The following is a 16,432-nucleotide window of genomic DNA, read 5'->3' as shown; positions in this document are numbered from 1 at the left end:
TGATGATTCCAGTATTGGTTACAACCGTGTTGTTTTTCGATACATAACTTTACGTATAATCAGGTAAGCGACTTACATAAGGGAGAGAGTTAGGAAATGAATATGATTTGGGCAATTATGCTATTGGCAATGGGAATAGGCGGAAACGGGGATCATTCAGCCAACGCCCCAAATGTAAAAGATACGGTGGCAACGACAATCAGCAGCGCGATGATTCAGGCTCAGCACAGTAATATGAAGGTGGATGCCTCCAATCCTCCGGTTAAAATTGAACCACAGCCGACGACTCCTGCTATCAAGGGCATCTATGTTACGGCTTATAGTGCAGGCGGTTCGCGTATGACCCAGCTGCTTGAACTGCTCGACAAAACAGAGCTCAATTCCATGATTATTGATATTAAGGATGATGCAGGTTACATCACTTATCCAACGACCAATCCCGAGCTGCTGAAATTGGGCAAGCCGCAAAAATTCATTCGGGATATTTCCGGTTTGATGGACCGATTGAAAAAGCACAACGTGTACCCGATTGCCCGTATTGTAGTATTTAAAGATACGGTATTAGCCAACAAAAATCCCGAAATGTCCTTCCGCAATCCTGACGGCTCTGTCTGGAAAAACGGCAAGGGAGATGGGTTCGTCAATCCCTATAATAAAGAGGTTTGGGATTATAATATTGCTATCGCCAAGGAGGCGGCAAAGCTGGGCTTCAAGGAAATTCAGTTTGATTATGTACGTTTCCCTGAAGGCTTTGAAAAAAGAGCGGACAAGCTGAAATATACCAAATCCGATCAATCACGTGTGGATGCGGTCGCTGAGTTCGTGCAATATGCCCGTAAAGAGCTTGCTCCACTGGGTGTGCGGGTATCGGTAGATATTTTCGGGTATGCCGCATCCGTTCCTGCTGCGGAAGGAATCGGACAGGATTTCGCCAAAATTTCAGAAAACGTGGATGTCATTTCTCCTATGGTTTATCCAAGCCACTATACAACAGGCTGGTTCGGTGTAAAAGACCCTGACAAAAATCCGTACCAGACCATTAAAGGCTCGATGGCAGATACGCACAAAAAGCTTGACCCGACAGGCAAGCTGAAACCAATCATTCGTCCATGGATTCAGGATTTTACCGCAAGCTGGCTGGGAAGCGGTCATTATGCGAAGTATGGTAAAACCCAGGTCGAGGATCAAATTCGAGCGCTCAAGGATATGAAGGTTGACGAATATTTACTCTGGAATGCTACAAACCGCTATACTAGCGGAGTAACGTACAAATAATCCATGTATCCCGGTTTTATCATTATTTCTACACAATACACCAAATCATTTAAAGGTTTCCAAGGCTGCCCCATTCGTTTGATCATGGGTGCAGTCTTTTTTGTTGCTGTTCAAATACTGCTACATCCCTTACAATAAATACTTGACACGTTATGATATATACGATTGATAACTTCCAAGTAAGTGAGGACATAAACATGCATTTGACGCTAACTAACAGCCAAAAATGGAAGCAGCTTTTTAACATTTTGCTTCCTATTCTGGTAACACAGCTTGCACTATCCGCGATGACTTTTTTTGATACTAATATGTCGGGACACTTTTCTTCTGCCGATTTGGCTGGTGTAGCTATCGGAGTGAGTCTGTGGGTCCCTGTACAAACAGGCCTCAACGGAATACTTATGGCCATCACCCCTATTGTATCCCAATTGGTTGGAGCACAGCGCAAGGACAAGGTTTCTTACTATGTCATTCAGGCGCTGTGGCTCTCACTCACTCTATCCATGATTGTTCTGATTGCAGGTATTTTTCTCGTTAAGCCCATTCTTCACGGAATGAATCTGGAGTTGAGGGTTCATAATGTGGCCTTGTACTACCTTTGTGCGATGGCCTTCGGCATTGCCCCGCTCTTTGCCTATACGGTCCTTCGGAGCTTTATGGATGCGCTGGGACAAACTCGGTTTACAATGACCATCACGCTGATGTCGTTGCCTATCAATGTCTTGTTGAATTACTTACTTATTTATGGAAACTGGGGTTTTCCCCGTCTGGGGGGTGTGGGCTCCGGAGTAGCAACTGCCGCCACGTACTGGATTGTTATGCTTGTCGCTGGCATGACCACACATCGGGGAAAGATATTTGCCGAATACGGGGTTTTCAGCAAGATATACGGCATCGCTGCTAGCGCTTGGAAAGAGCTTATCAAAATCGGCGTACCCATCGGCTTTGCGATTTTTTTCGAGACCGCTGTCTTCGCAGCTGTTACCCTCTTCATGAGCAGTTATAATACTGCAACAATTGCGGCTCATCAGGCCGCTATGAACTTTGCGACCACGCTGTATATGATTCCACTCAGTATTTGTATGGCGCTCACAATTCTGGTTGGGTATGAGGCAGGGGCAGGACGATCGCGGGATGCAAAAATATACAGCGTAATGGGGATCAGCAGTGCGATTGGTCTGTCATTGATCACGGCTGTTGTGCTTGTGATCTGGGGCGAACAGGTCGCAAGGCTGTACTCCACCGATCCACAGGTTATTCTGTTAGCGCAACATTTCCTGCTCTATGCGATTTTCTTTCAAATATCCGACGCTATCGCTACACCTACTCAAGGAGCACTGCGTGGATATAAGGATGTAAATTCGGCCTTTCTGATTACGTTCCTGGCCTATTGGGTTATCGGACTTCCTGTAGGATATATGATCGCACGTTGGACATCATTTGGTCCCTACGGCTACTGGATTGGCTTGATTACAGGTTTGGCTGCGGGAGCAGTGGCACTTCTCTTCCGCCTGCTGGTTGTACAACGACGTTTTACCGAAAATAAACGACACGCAGAGGCTGTTTAGCCTTTGCGTGTATCAGCGTGTTTCCATGACATAGGCAGTACCCGAAGTTATTCTTTTTTTCTCCACAATAGCTACTTCGTTCAGTTTCGGAGGATACAGAAAATGTCTCTCCACATGCTGATCCACAGCCTGAAATGCCTGCTCCTCATTTTCCGCAACGAGAATAACAGTTAAGGCTCCTTCCGAGCTGTCCACTTCGATTTTGAACAAATACATGGTTTATTTCCTCCAGATCTGCTTTAAATGTCAGGATTTTGAAAAATTTGATTCCAGCGCTCCAATTACAGGTCGCTTCTTGGATTTTTGCAAAATCCTCATGTTAAAAAATAAGCGGATGACTGGGGTCATCCGCATGAGTTTAAGAATTCCTAGATGTGAATCAATTTGTTACATAAAACGGCTATTCATTACTGGGACAAGCGCAAAGCCAGCTCGTAAAGCTCCATGTTGAATTCTTTTTTCGTATTTACGACCTTGTCAATATCAGTGGCTACCAGCTTGCCATCAATCGTTCCGCAAGCCTTGTCCGATATACCCTCAATCAATTGACGAACAGCAAAGTCACCCAAACGGCTTGCCAGATTACGGTCAAATGCGGTTGGTGTGCCTCCACGTTGAATGTGTCCAAGCACCGTTACACGCGGCTCATAATCCGGACAGTTTTCCTGGATTACCTGTGCTACGGTTTCACCTTTGCCTGCGCCTTCAGCAACGATAATGATACTGTGGCGTTTGCCGTGCTTAAAGTTTTGCTTCATCCGATCAGATACTTCATTCAGATCAAACTCTACTTCGGGCACCAAAATCGTTTCTGCGCCGGATGCCAGACCTGCATGCAAAGCAATATCGCCGCAATGACGTCCCATAACTTCTACGATAGAAGAACGTTCGTGGGATGACATCGTATCACGCAGTTTGTTGATGGCGTCCACTACGATACTAACCGCCGTATCAAAACCAATCGTATAGTCGGTGAAGGAAATGTCATTGTCAATCGTACCCGGAAGACACATGGTTTTAATTCCTTGCTTGGTCAGTTTGTTAGCCCCTTGATAGGAACCGTCGCCACCGATCACGACTACGCCATCAATTCCGCGGTTACGCAAAATTTGCGCGCCTTTTTTCTGCCCTTCTTCAGTCGTAAATTCCTTGCATCTTGCAGATTGAAGTACTGTACCCCCACGTTGGATAATATCTCCGACACTTCTCAAATCCATCGGGAAAATATCATCATTCAGCAGGCCCTGATATCCGCGCTGAACCCCGAATACTTCAAGTCCAAAATACAAGCCGCTGCGCACAACGGCGCGAACTGCGGCGTTCATCCCCTGTGAATCTCCACCACTCGTTAATACTGCGATTTTCTTAACTGCTGTCATGATTTATGACCTCCTCAAAATGTTCATAAAAGCCTTCTTATCCATCGACTGTTTAATAAGAAAAACAAACGCATGAGCGGACTGTTTTTCATTAAACGTTTCGAAACCGCGCGCACTTCCTGCTGCTCGCTAACTTTGGGGTCGGATAAATATAACGCCAGCAATCCCTCGATAATCATCCGGTGAAAGGAGCTGGCAGGGACATCTGCAATATCAACCCGCGCCCGATTCACAACGTAGGCGATCCGGTCCAGCATCATGTCGGCATCTTCATAGTAATTGCAGAAGTTAAGATCTCCGCCCTTCCGGTCTTCGTCTTGATCGATTAGATAATCCAGCAAAATATGAAGACTGCACACATGTGGAAAATACGATGCATGTATTGAGGCAGCCCCCGCATCCGTGAGATGCCGGTCGCTGGCAGCAAGAAACAGCATAAAGACCCCCAGGGTTGAACCGGTAGCCGCAGCAAATTCGTTCCAGCGCAGCTCCGGTGTACGGCCCTTATGAACCGACCACCAATCCAATAGCGCTTGTTCGCGCAATTCGGGTTTAATGTGCTTGTAAACTTGCAAATCCGTGTATAATCCCGCCAGATCCTGAACGTAAGGCATTGCCGCCTCATAGCCCGGAAGCCTGCTTACACAAGACTGACAGGTTGTCACCAGCCCGGTCAAATAACCGCCATCCTCCTGCTCACGACGCAAAGCGTAATAATTCACTGGCTTGGCTGCCGGGTTGACCGCATCCAGCATAGACTGATGCAACAGCCTGAAATCATCCGGGTCCATGGACGTGCTGCGATCACACAGGTTGTCCAGATAATCGCTAATCGTCTGGTACGCCACAATAAGCGGAATTAACGTCTGCCGGGCAGACATATTCCCTGCGGCATAAACCGCCCCGCCTACACAGTGAAACGTCTTTTCTGCTATGCTTGCAAGTGCCTGACTTCTCAGCTCGGGATCCGGAATCTGTTTAGCCTTGTGTTTCCAATTTCCCAATTCCTGCTTCGTTTCAGGGAGAATGTGCTTGTACATTCGGCTCATTAGACCTATGGGGCCTCTCGGAACTTGATAACGTCCTTGCTCAACATAACTCAAATGACGGTGCCTCCACATTGTTGTCTACGTAATTATACCTATCCAAACCATACTCATTATAATATGATCGTCCTTTTAGCACAAATGAACAACCTCACTTTTTCTTTAATATTTAAGAAAAATGAGCCATTTTCAAAAAAAATCTTTATAGCTGTCATGATCAAATGCACAAAAATTGAAATTAAACAAAATTTACCCTGATTCAAAATAGGTTAAAAGCCCTGCCTATCCCTCATCCTCTACGGGCTTCAAGCCTTGAAAGGCATCCCCCATGCTGGCCTGCTTCCATTTTCCAAAAGCATAATAGAAAATGACCGCTACTGCTGAGATGGCAAAACCGACAGGAAAGCTCCACCATACAGCATCCAGACCATATTCATCGACGAACGCATAGGCCATAGGAATACGAATGCCCCATAATGAAATGATGGTAATTAAAAGTGGCACGACTACGGAACCCGTAGATCGCACAACCCCTGTAATGACATTTGTAATACCGAATATGACAAAAGACCACAACGTAATCAGATTAATCCGCATCCCCAGTTCCAAAGCGCCGCCGCTAGAAGGAAGGAACATCAGCAAGGCCTCCCGGTTGAAGATGTAAATCAATACTACTAATCCACCAGTCAGTACAAAATTGTACACAATTCCAATCCATGTGATCTTGCGCACCCGATCCCAACGCCCAGCCCCGATATTTTGTGCCGCAAAGGAAGACACAGCAGCACCCAGCGCCATGGCTGGCATCTGCACATAGCTGGACAAGTTATTTGCTGCAGTATAAGCCGCAGCCGCCACTGTCCCGTATCCGTTAATCAAGTTCATCAACGCAATTGCACTGGAGGAGACAGCAATCATTTGCAGACCCATAGGCACTCCCTTACGGATTAAGGTCCCAATAATTTCCCAATCGAATCTCAGCAAATGAAGCTCTGAAGATGTAATACGCAAAAAGTATTTTACACGGTAAAGATAAATGAGAATCAGCACAAAGCTGACCCCTTGAGCGATCAGTGTAGCCGCTGCGGAACCCCCGATGCCCATCGCGGGTATAGGTCCCCATCCAAATATTAACAGCGGATTGAGCAGCACATCCAGTACGACAGAAACGAGTAGAAAGTAAAATGGTGTTTTGGAATCCCCCGCCCCTCTCATCACGGTCATAATATAGTTATAACCGTACAAAAAAGGCATGCCCGCAAAAATAATACGCGTATATGTGATTGCCATATCCACAGATTCAGCAGGTGTGTTCAGCACACGAAGAATCCAGGGAGATCCAAAAAATCCAATAATGCCTACAGCCAGAGCAAGTACAAGAAAAAAGACTGCACTTGTGCCTACTATACGCTTGGTTTCAGCGACATCTCCCGCACCAATCTTCTGTCCGATCATGATAGTGGCAGCCATGGTGACACCAAAGATGGCGCTGATGAGAAAAAACATAATAATGTTTCCGTTGGAAGCGGCGGTCAATGCAGCCTCGCCCAGAAACTTGCCGACCCAGATCGAATTGATCGTTCCATTCAGCGACTGTATCACGTTTCCGAACAGCATCGGCAAGGAGAATAAAAACAGTGTTTTGGCAATTGGACCTTCGGTCAAAGAAGGTTTACGACTCGCCTCTGCTGCGCTCATCTTATCAACTCCTTCAATAATAACGAATGTTTTGTTTCCATTACGGTATAATACCCTATTCCAGTTCAGCTTTCTCATATCATAAACTTTTTTACGCAAAAAAGCGCAGTCCCTTAAATTTTAAGGAACTGCGCTCTCAATTCATCGTTTAACCGTAATATATAAGACATCCGCATAAACGGAACATTTCTTACAATTCAGTTACACTTACAGTTTATTTACGTTAGCTGCTTGGGGCCCACGGTTACCTTCAGTGATTTCGAATTCAACCGCTTGACCTTCTTCCAAAGTCTTAAAGCCGTCGCCTTGGATTGCGGAGAAATGTACGAATACGTCCTCGCCACCATCCACTTGGATGAAGCCATAACCTTTTTCTGCGTTAAACCATTTTACTGTACCTTTCAAGTGAACAACCTCCTAAAAATACCGCCATCTATGGCGAATATCCATATTATACTTCATGCTTTTTCACAATGCAATTGATGTTTTGAGGGCTTTTGCAGGCTGGAATGATTTGCTTTTGCGGCGGAAACTGCGGTATCATGAACCAAAACATCTTTAAAATCGGAGACATGCATATGATGAAAAAACACGAAATATACAAAAAAGACAATTGGAACATGATGACTGTCGAGGTGCAGGGCCGTTACATCGTTCTACGGGAAATATCCGATGACTGGGGCGAAGAAGCCCACACGTTTTTGAGCCGTCCGGCGCTGATGCATTGGGCTCAAAATCGGTTTCCCAAGCAGTCCTTTCAAGATAACGAGGAAGAGTGGCAGCAGATCATGAACGCTTTCAAACAGGTATAGCGCATTCATGGTATCCAATAGCTTTCTCATCTTCATTATTCTGGCCTTTACGCTGGGCGGAGTGCTGATCATGAAACGTGATACGTTACCGGCTCCTCTCAAAAAGTGGATGGCCCTCACTGCCGTAATCATGGTTTGCTTTGCCTTTTATCTTATTGTATACAGCTTATTAAATATAGGTTCCGACCCAAGGTAAAGAAAATTATACTTTTGGGCGCAGGAGGTCATACTATGGCATAACAAGCCATGGTATAAGGAGGATATGCCGTTACATGCATGCCACAAAACCTCTTGCTCTGCTGCTCACGGTCAGCGTGGCGGTTTCTTCGTTTTGGCAGCCGCCCCGTACCGCCGCAGCCCCACCCCACATTTCGTTCGATCAGAGGAGGCTCTCCATGAGTGAAATCGTAAAACGCGCAGATGCGCCTGCGGAAAATACCTGGAAGCTAGAAGATCTGTTTCCAGACCGCAAAGCATGGGATCAAGAGTACGAAGAAGTTAAACAACTAGCCAAAAAGGCTGCACAATTCCAGGGCAAGCTGAATTCAGCCGAAGTGATTGTCAATTGCTTTAAGCTGGAAGATGAACTATCGCTCAAAACCGAGCGCGTATACGTGTACGCCCATCTACATCATGACGAGGATACCGCTGAACCTACATATCAGGGCCTTTCGCAAAAAGCCAAAAAATTAGGCGTTGAGGTCAGTGAAGCCCTGTCTTTCGTGACACCTGAAATTTTGGCGCTGCCCGACAATCAGCTCGATGCCTTGATTGAAGATCCGAAGCTGGCAGATTATCGCTTTACGCTCCAGGAAATGAAACGGGAGAAAGCGCATATTTTGGGTAAGTCGGAAGAAGCCCTGCTCGCACAGGTCGGTAACCTGGCTCAAGCACCGCAAACCATTTTCGGTATGCTGAACAATGCCGATATGAAATTCCCTAAAATCAAGGATGAAAACGGCAAAGAGGTTGAGCTAACACATGGCAGCTATATTCAATTTCTCGAAAGTCCGCACCGGGAAGTTCGTGAGCGTGCTTTTAAAGCGGTCTATGATACGTATGCCAAAAATAAAAATACGATTGCTTCCACACTGAGTGCCAATGTGAACAAAAATGTTTTTTATTCTAATATTCGCAAATACCCTTCTGTACTGGAAATGTCGTTATACGGTGACAATATCCCAAAAGAAGTGTATACCAATCTGATTGACACCATTCACGAAAGCTTGCCTTTGCTGCACCGTTATATCAAGCTGCGTAAAAAGCTGCTGGGTGTGGATGAGCTTCATATGTATGACCTGTTCGCTCCGCTTGTGGACGAATACAAGCTCGACATTTCGTTTGAAGATGCTAAAAAGCAAACGAAGGAAGGTCTAAAGCCGCTGGGCAAGGACTACCTGGCTTCGTTGCAAAAAGGCTACGATGATCGCTGGATTGATGTGTACGAAAATGAAAATAAACGTACAGGTGCATATAGCTGGGGTGCTTACGGCACTCACCCTTATGTGCTGCTGAACCATAAAGATAACCTGAACAGCATGTTTACACTCGCTCATGAGATGGGACACGCGCTGCATTCGTATTACTCGGATAATGCGTTGAAGTATCGGGATGCCCAGTACACCATTTTCCTGGCTGAAGTAGCATCGACAACGAATGAAGCGTTGCTGATGGACTACTTGCTGAAAAAGTCCACCGATCCAAAAGAGAAAATGTACCTCCTTACCTACTATGCAGACCAATTCCGCACGACGGTATTCCGTCAAACGATGTTTGCGGAGTTTGAGAAAATCGTACATGAGCGGGCAGAACAGGGAGAGTCCCTTACACCGCAGCTTCTATCAGAGATTTATTATGATCTGAATGTGAAATATCACGGCTCTGGCATGAAAGTAGACAAAGACATTGAAATGGAATGGGCGCGTATCCCCCATTTTTATAACAGCTTTTATGTCTACAAATATGCTACCGGCTTCTCTGCGGCAACCAGCTTCTCGAAACAGATTCTGGAAGAAGGCCAGCCAGCCGTTGACCGTTATTTAGGATTCCTGAAGAGCGGCGGTAGCGATTATTCGATTAATATTTTGAAGAAGGCCGGCGTGGATATGTCCTCTCCGCAACCGATTCGCGAAGCAATGAGCGTATTCGAGGAAGTTATTACGGAAATGGAAAAGCTGACCGCCGGAAAGTAAAACCATACACGATTAGAATCTGGCATTGAAACGATGCTCGGATAAATCCCTTGTCCATGACGGGCAAGGGATTTTATAATGTAGCGGAAGGAGGTGGCATTTTGAAAACACAATGGTCTTTGATTGCAGCTCTTGTTATTGCTTTGTTAACGGCTGTATTCGCTGTCATTAACGTGAAATCGGTCCAAGTAAATCTACTATTTCGTACGGTCAACGTTCCTTTGATTTTACTTATTCTCGGCTGCACTCTTCTTGGAGGGCTTATCGTCGGTTCCTTCGGTATTTTCCGTCAATATAAGCTTCAGAGAGAAATCAAACGTCTGACCACCCAGCTTCATACACTGCAAGAAGAGCACACACCCGTTGTGGAAGCATATGCGGATACGGCCTATGGCACGACGGGTTCGTCCAGCGCGGTGTCTACATCCGACAAGGTTACAGAGCAAACGTTCTCTGACCCTGACCGGTTGTCCAAATGAGGAGGAGCAACAACATGATGATTCACCTGAATGAGAATTATATAATGACCTTTCTGAATCAACTATTGAACACCCCCAGTCCCAGCGGTTACACACATCATGTGATGGAACTGATCCGTAAGGAAGCCGCAAGCCTTGGGATGCCCATAGAATGGAACGCCAAAGGCGGTGCCATCTTGACCCTGGAGGGCCATGAAAAAGACCGTACAGTTGCGCTGAGCGCGCATGTGGATACATTAGGCGCAATGATACGCTCGATTACCAGTCACGGCACCTTGCGGCTGACATCTGTCGGCGGTTTCATGATGAACAGCATCGAGAACGAATACTGCCTTATTCATACCAGAAGCGGACAAACGTATACAGGCACGATTTTGTCGAGCCATCCGTCTGTGCATGTCTATGATGATGCACGCAGCTTTGAACGCAAGGAAAGCCATATGGAGGTGCGGATCGACGAGCTTGTCGAGTCCAAAGAAGATGTGCTCCAGCTCGGCATTGCGGTAGGCGATTTTATTTCGTTTGACGCCCGTCCGGTCGTGACACCCAGCGGCTTTATCAAGTCGCGGCATCTGGATGATAAAGCCAGCGTAGCTGCGCTGTTTGGTTTATTGGAATCCGCTGTACGCGAAAACTGGAAGCCCCGTCATACTGTTAAGCTGCTCATCTCCAACTATGAGGAAGTCGGTCACGGAGCTGCTTACATCCCTGAAGGGGTCAGCGAGATGATTGCCGTCGATATGGGTTGCATAGGCGAGGATCTGAGCTGCAAGGAGACGGATGTATCCATTTGTGCCAAGGATTCTTCCGGACCTTATGATTATGACATGACGACTCGTCTGATTGAGCTGGCCAAGGAGCTGAATATCCCGTATGAGGTTGATATTTATCCGCACTATGGTTCTGACGCTTCGGCTGCGCTGAAAGCAGGTAACAATATCCGTGCTGCGCTGATCGGCCCTGGCGTACACGCCTCCCATGCGATGGAGCGTACGCACAAGCAGGCTGTGGTGAACACTGCTCGTCTGCTTGCCGCTTATGTGACGGTTTAATCCGAACAATGACGACCGACCTGTTCCACTGAGAATAGGTCGGCGAAGGCTTGGCGAAAGGAAATCACAACTATGGATCTGAAGAAACTACGTTACTTTATCGCAGTCGCAGAAGAACTACATTTTAATCGTGCTGCAAAAAAACTGAATATCACCCAGCCCCCCTTGAGCCAACAAATCCAAAGCCTTGAGGAAGAGCTTGGCGTGAAACTTTTGGAACGAACCAAAAGGCAAGTTCGACTTACGTCCGCAGGAGCCATCTTTTTAGAAGAATCCAGAAACATGGTTTCTCAATTGGAAAAATCCATTAAAATGACACAGCTTGCAAGTCAGGGGAAATTCGGACATTTATCCATCGCTTTTGTTGATTCGGCATCTGGCAGTCTGATGGTTAACGCCTTAAAGAAATTCCGGGAGCGTTTTCCAGACGTGAAGCTTACGTTGTTTGAAATGACATCTGCCCAACAACTGAAAGCCATACACGACGGCAAAGTTCATGTGGGCTTCCTGCGCTGGGCAGATCCATCTATACATATCACCTCTCAACTCTACACCAACGAATCACTCATCGCCGTACTTCCCGCAACACACCCGCTAGCCCACCACTTAACCTTGTCTTTACGTTCTTTAGCGGAAGAATCTTTTATCTTGTCTCCACCTCATATGGGAGCGTCTTTTCATGACCTCATATTAGACTTTTGCAGACAACACGGCTTCCAGCCCCAAATCGTACAGGAAGCCGTTCAAATGTATACAATCGTTAACTTGGTAGCTGCTGGTATAGGCATATCCATTGTTCCCTCTTCCGTTTCTGTTTTCCAACGCAGTGATGTCGTATTTCGTTCTTTTCACGAAGATTCTCCGTCCGTCCCACTTTACGCTGCATGGAAAACAGATGCGTATGACGCTGTTCTGACTCGTTTTCTGGAGGTGGTTGAAGAAACAGCTTGTAGTGAGCAATTAGGCATGTAAACTACCATCAGCGCCTAATCTTAACCCGTTTTACTCGGATCAAGTTCAACAACGCCGTTTAAAATACTGTCAATTTGTCTCATAATCTCCCCTTCGAGACGGACACCCGCAGCTTTTACATTCTCCTTCACCTGCTCTGGCTTGGAAGCACCGATAATAGCTGAGGACACTTGCGGGTTTTGTAAAACCCATGCTACTGCAAGCTGTGGTAGCGTCAAACCATTTTCCTGTGCAATCGGCCGGATCAGCTCCACTGCCTGAAGGACCTCTTTACGTAACCATTGCCCGGCCAAGCGTTCGAAAAATGGTGAACCTGCTGTCGTAGAAGCACGTGAACCCTCGGGAAGCGGCTTGTCTACTGCATATTTCCCAGAAAGAATACCCTGTGCCAGAGGTGACCAAACGACCTGTCCAATTCCTTCCTGCTTACAAGCGGGAATCACTTCAGCTTCAATAATACGCCAGAGCATGGAATATTGGGGTTGACTTGCCACGAAGGGGACCTTTAGTTCTCTCGCTAAATCCGCTCCTTGCTTTATCTGGTCTGCTGTCCACTCGCTCACCCCTACATACAAAACCTTCCCCTGACGAACCAAATCGGATAATGCCAAAAATGTCTCTTCTAGCGATACGGTTGGATCAAAACGATGTGCATAATAAACATCAATATAATCCGTCTGCAAGCGTCGAAGGGAAGCATGGCAGGCCTCCATAATGTGCTTGCGGGATAGCCCTTTATCATTCTGTCCGGTACCTGTTGGATGAAAAACCTTTGTGCATAGTTCAATACTTTCACGTCGTATTCCCTTTAAAGAATGACCTAAAACCGTTTCCGCCATCGTTTCTGAATAAACATCAGCGGTATCAAACGTTGTGATTCCTGAATCTAATGCAGCATAGACACATGCTTTCGCCGTGGTGTCATCCACTTGTGCACCGTGGGTTATCCAGTTCCCCAATGCTATCTCGCTTACCCTCAAGCCGCTTTTTCCAAGTTTACGATATTCCATTTTGAATGCCTCCCTTCCATATAAATTTGATTATAGCAAGCAAATTTTAATATTAGAAATATATAATAAACTGATTATTAATACGAAAAACATATTAATTAATTCATTCAATACATTTGCATAATGATAGGTAGCTTCGAGTTTCCAAGTCAGGACATGAGTTGTTTCCACGACCGATGTACTGGAATAAATACGAAAAAACAAGTCTCCAGTGCTTAACGGAGACTTGCTTGTTTAAGTAACGACGGAAAAACGATTCACGCAATATACTTGTTTCGTATTTTAAGATTTGCTTTGTTCAATTTGCTCGGCCAGCTCGTTCAGATAGGTCCAGCGCTCCATTTGATGCTCCAAATGCTGTTCGGCCTTTGTTTGCTCAGCCATAAGCTCTTGTAGTCGTGCGGAATCATTGAAAGACTCTTCCATCTGTCGCTGGATGCTAGCCAACTTCTCCTCAGCCTGTTCGATCAATTCGTCAATTTGCTCATATTCCCGCTGTTCCTTAAAGGTGAATTTAAGCCTGGTTTTGCTAGTCTCCTTAACTGAATCCGAAGCATCCGCAGACTTAGACGTGGAAGACTGAGCAAAAGAAGTACCCGCGGGGACAGGCGGATTCAAAGCGGATTGAGCATTTTTACTGATCCATTCTGCATACTCGCTGTAATCGCCCACATGCACACGTACCTGTCCTTCTCCTTCGAATGCCAGTACCTTGTCTACTGTCCGGTCCAGGAAATACCGGTCATGAGAAACGATAAAAACAACACCCGGAAATTCATCCAGATAGTCTTCCAGCACGGATAGAGTCTGAATATCCAGATCATTCGTTGGTTCATCCAGTAACAGTACATTCGGTGCGGACATCAGCACACGCAGCAGGTACAAGCGCCGTTTCTCGCCCCCTGATAACCGGGAAATGACCGTCCATTGCGAGCTTGGCGCAAACAGAAAACGCTCCAGCATTTGCGCGGCTGTAATAGCCGAACCATCTGCTGTCCGGATCACTTCGGCTTCTTCCTTAATGTATTCGATGACACGCAGCGATTCGTTCATTTCCTGATGCTCCTGGGTAAAATAACCGAGCTTCACGGTCGGTCCCACAATCACACTGCCTGAATCCGGTTCTACGCGCTGTGCAATCATTTGGAGCAGAGTCGATTTTCCGCTACCATTGGGACCCACAATCCCGACCCGGTCACCGGGCACAGCGATATAGCTCAAATCCTGAATCAGCTTACGGGAACCTACCGATTTGGACAGGTGATCCAGCTCCAGTATTTTTTTACCAAGACGCGTCGAGGCTACCGACATGTCTACAGACCCGGAACGGGCTTCCGGCTGCTGATCCTTAAGCTGTTCAAATCGTTCAATACGCGCTTTCTGCTTGGTCGAACGGGCTTTTGCCCCCCGGTGAATCCAGGCTAGCTCATTGCGCAACAGGTTTTGCCGTTTTTGCTCCGAAGATGCTTCCCGTTCCTCACGTTCCGCCTTTAGCTCCAGAAAACGGGTATAGTTGGCCTCATAGCGGAAAAGTCGACCATGATCCAGCTCCAGCATGACAGTTGCCACTCTATCCAGAAAATAGCGATCATGCGTAATCATCAGCAACGCGCCGCGTCTTTTCTGCAAATACTGCTCTAGCCATTCAACCGACTCATTATCAATATGGTTGGTAGGCTCATCCAGAATGAGTAGCTCACAGGGCTGGATCAAAGCTGCTGCCAAAGCAACACGTTTACGCTGTCCACCAGAGAGCACTCCCAGACGTGCCTCAAACTGCGTAATACCCAGCCGGGTCAGTATGTTTTTGGCCTCACTCTCCAACTGCCATGCCTGGAGCGTATCCATTTGCTGGCTTGCCCGCAACAGGCGGTTTTGAAGCTCCTCGCTGCCCGGATTCAGCTCCAGCATCTCCATCGTTTCCGTATATTCGCGCACCGCCTTCATTTCCGGCTGGTTGCCGTGGAAAATATGTTGGAGTACCTTCACCTCGGGGTCAAACTCCGGATTTTGCGCCAAATATTGAATGCGTACACCGTTGTTGACCGCAATATTGCCATCATCCGGTGGCTCCAAGCCGGAAATCACGCGTAAAAACGTCGATTTCCCAGTGCCGTTCACACCGACCACTCCTATTTTGTCACGCTCATCCATGCCAAAGGAAGCATCCTCAAACAGCATTTTTTCGCCATAGCTTTTCGTTATATGTTCAACGGTCATAATATTCATACGGATTCCCTACTCTTCCCCTATTTTGTGATGCATCTTGTTTATTTTAACACAGTCACACCAAATGATTAAAAAAACCGTGATCTGAACGAAGTCAGTACGGTTTCTAGCTTTACAATATCACGATCTGCGTATCCCGCTGCCGGCTTCACAGCCGTACATAAACAAGTTAGTCGCAAATTCAGCCGTCTGATCCACATCGCATTCACAGAAATCTTTATCCAGTAAAATGTCCATTTTGAGGCGCTCCATCATGCCAATGAAAGCCTTCGCATGAAGCTCAGGCTGCTGCACACCCTCCAAAGCCAGTTTGTTTTTGACCATATCGGTATAATCCTGAATAAATCCGCGCATAAACTCCATTAAATCAGGGTCATTGTTCGGGGTCATAAAAAACAACTTGGTATGCTGCTTGCGCTTGTAGTAGTAATGTAAGTGCAGATTTGCCATTCGCAGCAGTCCCTCCTCCAAAGCGCGGTTAGCCAATGCGCCCTGCATTTCAGCCAGGTATTGCTCGCAATCTCTGCGCGTGACCGCTGTAAACAGCTGTTCTTTGCTTTTGAAGTACAAATATACCGTGCCTTTGGCGACACCCGCCTGTTCTGCAATCTCGGAAATCTTGCTTTCATAAAAGCCTTTGGTGCCGAAGACTGTGTAAGCGGCGTCCAAAATGGCCTCATATTTATCTCCATGTATACCGCCCATCTTCGCACCTCCCTG

16 protein-coding genes are annotated in these 16,432 nt (G+C 46.6%); 8 read left to right on the top strand and 8 right to left on the bottom strand.

Annotation, left to right across the window (positions count from 1 at the left end; translation table 11 throughout):
* Positions 1–96: 96 nt before the first annotated feature.
* Both ABIA61_RS00620 and ABIA61_RS00615 read left to right on the top strand, forming a co-directional pair.
* Positions 97–1,275: a putative glycoside hydrolase gene (locus ABIA61_RS00620; protein ID WP_404580187.1), complete on the top strand. Its 1,179-nt coding sequence runs from the start codon at positions 97–99 to the stop codon at positions 1,273–1,275.
* Positions 1,276–1,472: 197 nt separating this feature from the next.
* The gene (locus ABIA61_RS00615; RefSeq protein ID WP_283655473.1) at positions 1,473–2,843 is read left to right on the top strand and encodes an MATE family efflux transporter; all 1,371 of its coding nucleotides are present in this window, start codon (positions 1,473–1,475) and stop codon (positions 2,841–2,843) included.
* 12 nt (positions 2,844–2,855) lie between these two features.
* Here the strand turns inward: ABIA61_RS00615 and ABIA61_RS00610 are convergent, their stop codons facing one another.
* The 5 genes from ABIA61_RS00610 to ABIA61_RS00590 all read right to left on the bottom strand — a co-directional run bounded on the left by ABIA61_RS00610 (position 2,856) and on the right by ABIA61_RS00590 (position 7,371).
* Positions 2,856–3,059 (bottom strand): DUF3906 family protein, encoded by a 204-nt coding sequence (locus ABIA61_RS00610; protein ID WP_014280850.1) that lies wholly within the window; start codon positions 3,057–3,059, stop codon positions 2,856–2,858.
* A gap of 191 nt (positions 3,060–3,250) precedes the next feature.
* On the bottom strand, positions 3,251–4,222 hold the full coding sequence (pfkA, locus tag ABIA61_RS00605; protein WP_283655472.1) for a 6-phosphofructokinase: 972 nt from the start codon (positions 4,220–4,222) through the stop codon (positions 3,251–3,253).
* A gap of 23 nt (positions 4,223–4,245) precedes the next feature.
* A complete protein-coding gene (locus tag ABIA61_RS00600) occupies positions 4,246–5,325 on the bottom strand; it encodes a tetraprenyl-beta-curcumene synthase family protein (RefSeq protein ID WP_283655471.1) in 1,080 nt (359 codons plus the stop codon).
* Between the two features lie 225 nt (positions 5,326–5,550).
* Entirely contained in the window at positions 5,551–6,966 is a 1,416-nt protein-coding gene (locus tag ABIA61_RS00595; protein WP_283655470.1) for an MATE family efflux transporter, read from the bottom strand.
* A 207-nt stretch (positions 6,967–7,173) separates the two neighbouring features.
* Positions 7,174–7,371, bottom strand: a complete 198-nt coding sequence (locus tag ABIA61_RS00590; protein ID WP_010348936.1) for a cold shock domain-containing protein — start codon at positions 7,369–7,371, stop codon at positions 7,174–7,176.
* Positions 7,372–7,544: 173 nt separating this feature from the next.
* Between ABIA61_RS00590 and ABIA61_RS00585 the strand changes: the two genes are divergently transcribed.
* The 6 genes from ABIA61_RS00585 (at position 7,545) to ABIA61_RS00560 (ending at position 12,473) form a co-directional block, all read left to right on the top strand.
* Positions 7,545–7,778, top strand: a complete 234-nt coding sequence (locus ABIA61_RS00585; RefSeq protein ID WP_044646374.1) for a hypothetical protein — start codon at positions 7,545–7,547, stop codon at positions 7,776–7,778.
* Positions 7,779–7,785: 7 nt separating this feature from the next.
* Positions 7,786–7,974: a hypothetical protein gene (locus ABIA61_RS00580; protein WP_025686450.1), complete on the top strand. Its 189-nt coding sequence runs from the start codon at positions 7,786–7,788 to the stop codon at positions 7,972–7,974.
* Positions 7,975–8,173: 199 nt separating this feature from the next.
* The gene (gene pepF / locus ABIA61_RS00575) at positions 8,174–9,970 is read left to right on the top strand and encodes an oligoendopeptidase F (RefSeq protein ID WP_404520973.1); all 1,797 of its coding nucleotides are present in this window, start codon (positions 8,174–8,176) and stop codon (positions 9,968–9,970) included.
* Positions 9,971–10,026: 56 nt separating this feature from the next.
* Entirely contained in the window at positions 10,027–10,449 is a 423-nt protein-coding gene (locus ABIA61_RS00570; RefSeq protein ID WP_283655468.1) for a LapA family protein, read from the top strand.
* 14 nt (positions 10,450–10,463) lie between these two features.
* Positions 10,464–11,501 carry a M42 family metallopeptidase gene (locus tag ABIA61_RS00565; RefSeq protein ID WP_283655467.1) on the top strand — a complete coding sequence of 346 codons (1,038 nt, stop codon included), beginning with the start codon at positions 10,464–10,466 and terminating at the stop codon, positions 11,499–11,501.
* Between the two features lie 72 nt (positions 11,502–11,573).
* Positions 11,574–12,473: a LysR substrate-binding domain-containing protein gene (locus tag ABIA61_RS00560; RefSeq protein WP_404580186.1), complete on the top strand. Its 900-nt coding sequence runs from the start codon at positions 11,574–11,576 to the stop codon at positions 12,471–12,473.
* 20 nt (positions 12,474–12,493) lie between these two features.
* Here ABIA61_RS00560 and ABIA61_RS00555 read toward each other — a convergent pair whose 3' ends face one another.
* The 3 genes from ABIA61_RS00555 to ABIA61_RS00545 all read right to left on the bottom strand — a co-directional run bounded on the left by ABIA61_RS00555 (position 12,494) and on the right by ABIA61_RS00545 (position 16,417).
* Positions 12,494–13,483: an aldo/keto reductase family protein gene (locus ABIA61_RS00555; RefSeq protein ID WP_404580185.1), complete on the bottom strand. Its 990-nt coding sequence runs from the start codon at positions 13,481–13,483 to the stop codon at positions 12,494–12,496.
* 282 nt (positions 13,484–13,765) lie between these two features.
* Positions 13,766–15,712: an ABC-F family ATP-binding cassette domain-containing protein gene (locus tag ABIA61_RS00550; RefSeq protein ID WP_404580184.1), complete on the bottom strand. Its 1,947-nt coding sequence runs from the start codon at positions 15,710–15,712 to the stop codon at positions 13,766–13,768.
* A 120-nt stretch (positions 15,713–15,832) separates the two neighbouring features.
* Positions 15,833–16,417: a TetR/AcrR family transcriptional regulator gene (locus ABIA61_RS00545; RefSeq protein WP_283655463.1), complete on the bottom strand. Its 585-nt coding sequence runs from the start codon at positions 16,415–16,417 to the stop codon at positions 15,833–15,835.
* Positions 16,418–16,432: the final 15 nt, after the last annotated feature.

Origin of the sequence: Paenibacillus sp. RC21, from assembly GCF_044907935.1 — a bacterium.
Taxonomy (GTDB): Bacteria; Bacillota; Bacilli; order Paenibacillales; family Paenibacillaceae; genus Paenibacillus; species Paenibacillus terrae_A.
Note: the sequence above shows the minus strand (reverse complement) of the source record. Positions and strands in the feature narration are given on the sequence as shown.

Excerpts from the sequence above, each read along its gene's own strand:
- ABIA61_RS00620 (WP_404580187.1), top strand. The coding sequence starts at position 97 with ATGAATATGATTTGGGCAATTATGCTATTGGCAATGGGAATAGGCGGA.
- ABIA61_RS00615 (WP_283655473.1), top strand. The coding sequence starts at position 1,473 with ATGCATTTGACGCTAACTAACAGCCAAAAATGGAAGCAGCTTTTTAAC.
- ABIA61_RS00610 (WP_014280850.1), bottom strand. The coding sequence starts at position 3,059 with ATGTATTTGTTCAAAATCGAAGTGGACAGCTCGGAAGGAGCCTTAACT.
- pfkA (WP_283655472.1), bottom strand. The coding sequence starts at position 4,222 with ATGACAGCAGTTAAGAAAATCGCAGTATTAACGAGTGGTGGAGATTCA.
- ABIA61_RS00595 (WP_283655470.1), bottom strand. The coding sequence starts at position 6,966 with ATGAGCGCAGCAGAGGCGAGTCGTAAACCTTCTTTGACCGAAGGTCCA.
- ABIA61_RS00585 (WP_044646374.1), top strand. The coding sequence starts at position 7,545 with ATGATGAAAAAACACGAAATATACAAAAAAGACAATTGGAACATGATG.
- ABIA61_RS00580 (WP_025686450.1), top strand. The coding sequence starts at position 7,786 with ATGGTATCCAATAGCTTTCTCATCTTCATTATTCTGGCCTTTACGCTG.
- pepF (WP_404520973.1), top strand. The coding sequence starts at position 8,174 with ATGAGTGAAATCGTAAAACGCGCAGATGCGCCTGCGGAAAATACCTGG.
- ABIA61_RS00570 (WP_283655468.1), top strand. The coding sequence starts at position 10,027 with ATGACGGGCAAGGGATTTTATAATGTAGCGGAAGGAGGTGGCATTTTG.
- ABIA61_RS00565 (WP_283655467.1), top strand. The coding sequence starts at position 10,464 with ATGATGATTCACCTGAATGAGAATTATATAATGACCTTTCTGAATCAA.
- ABIA61_RS00560 (WP_404580186.1), top strand. The coding sequence starts at position 11,574 with ATGGATCTGAAGAAACTACGTTACTTTATCGCAGTCGCAGAAGAACTA.
- ABIA61_RS00555 (WP_404580185.1), bottom strand. The coding sequence starts at position 13,483 with ATGGAATATCGTAAACTTGGAAAAAGCGGCTTGAGGGTAAGCGAGATA.
- ABIA61_RS00550 (WP_404580184.1), bottom strand. The coding sequence starts at position 15,712 with ATGAATATTATGACCGTTGAACATATAACGAAAAGCTATGGCGAAAAA.
- ABIA61_RS00545 (WP_283655463.1), bottom strand. The coding sequence starts at position 16,417 with ATGGGCGGTATACATGGAGATAAATATGAGGCCATTTTGGACGCCGCT.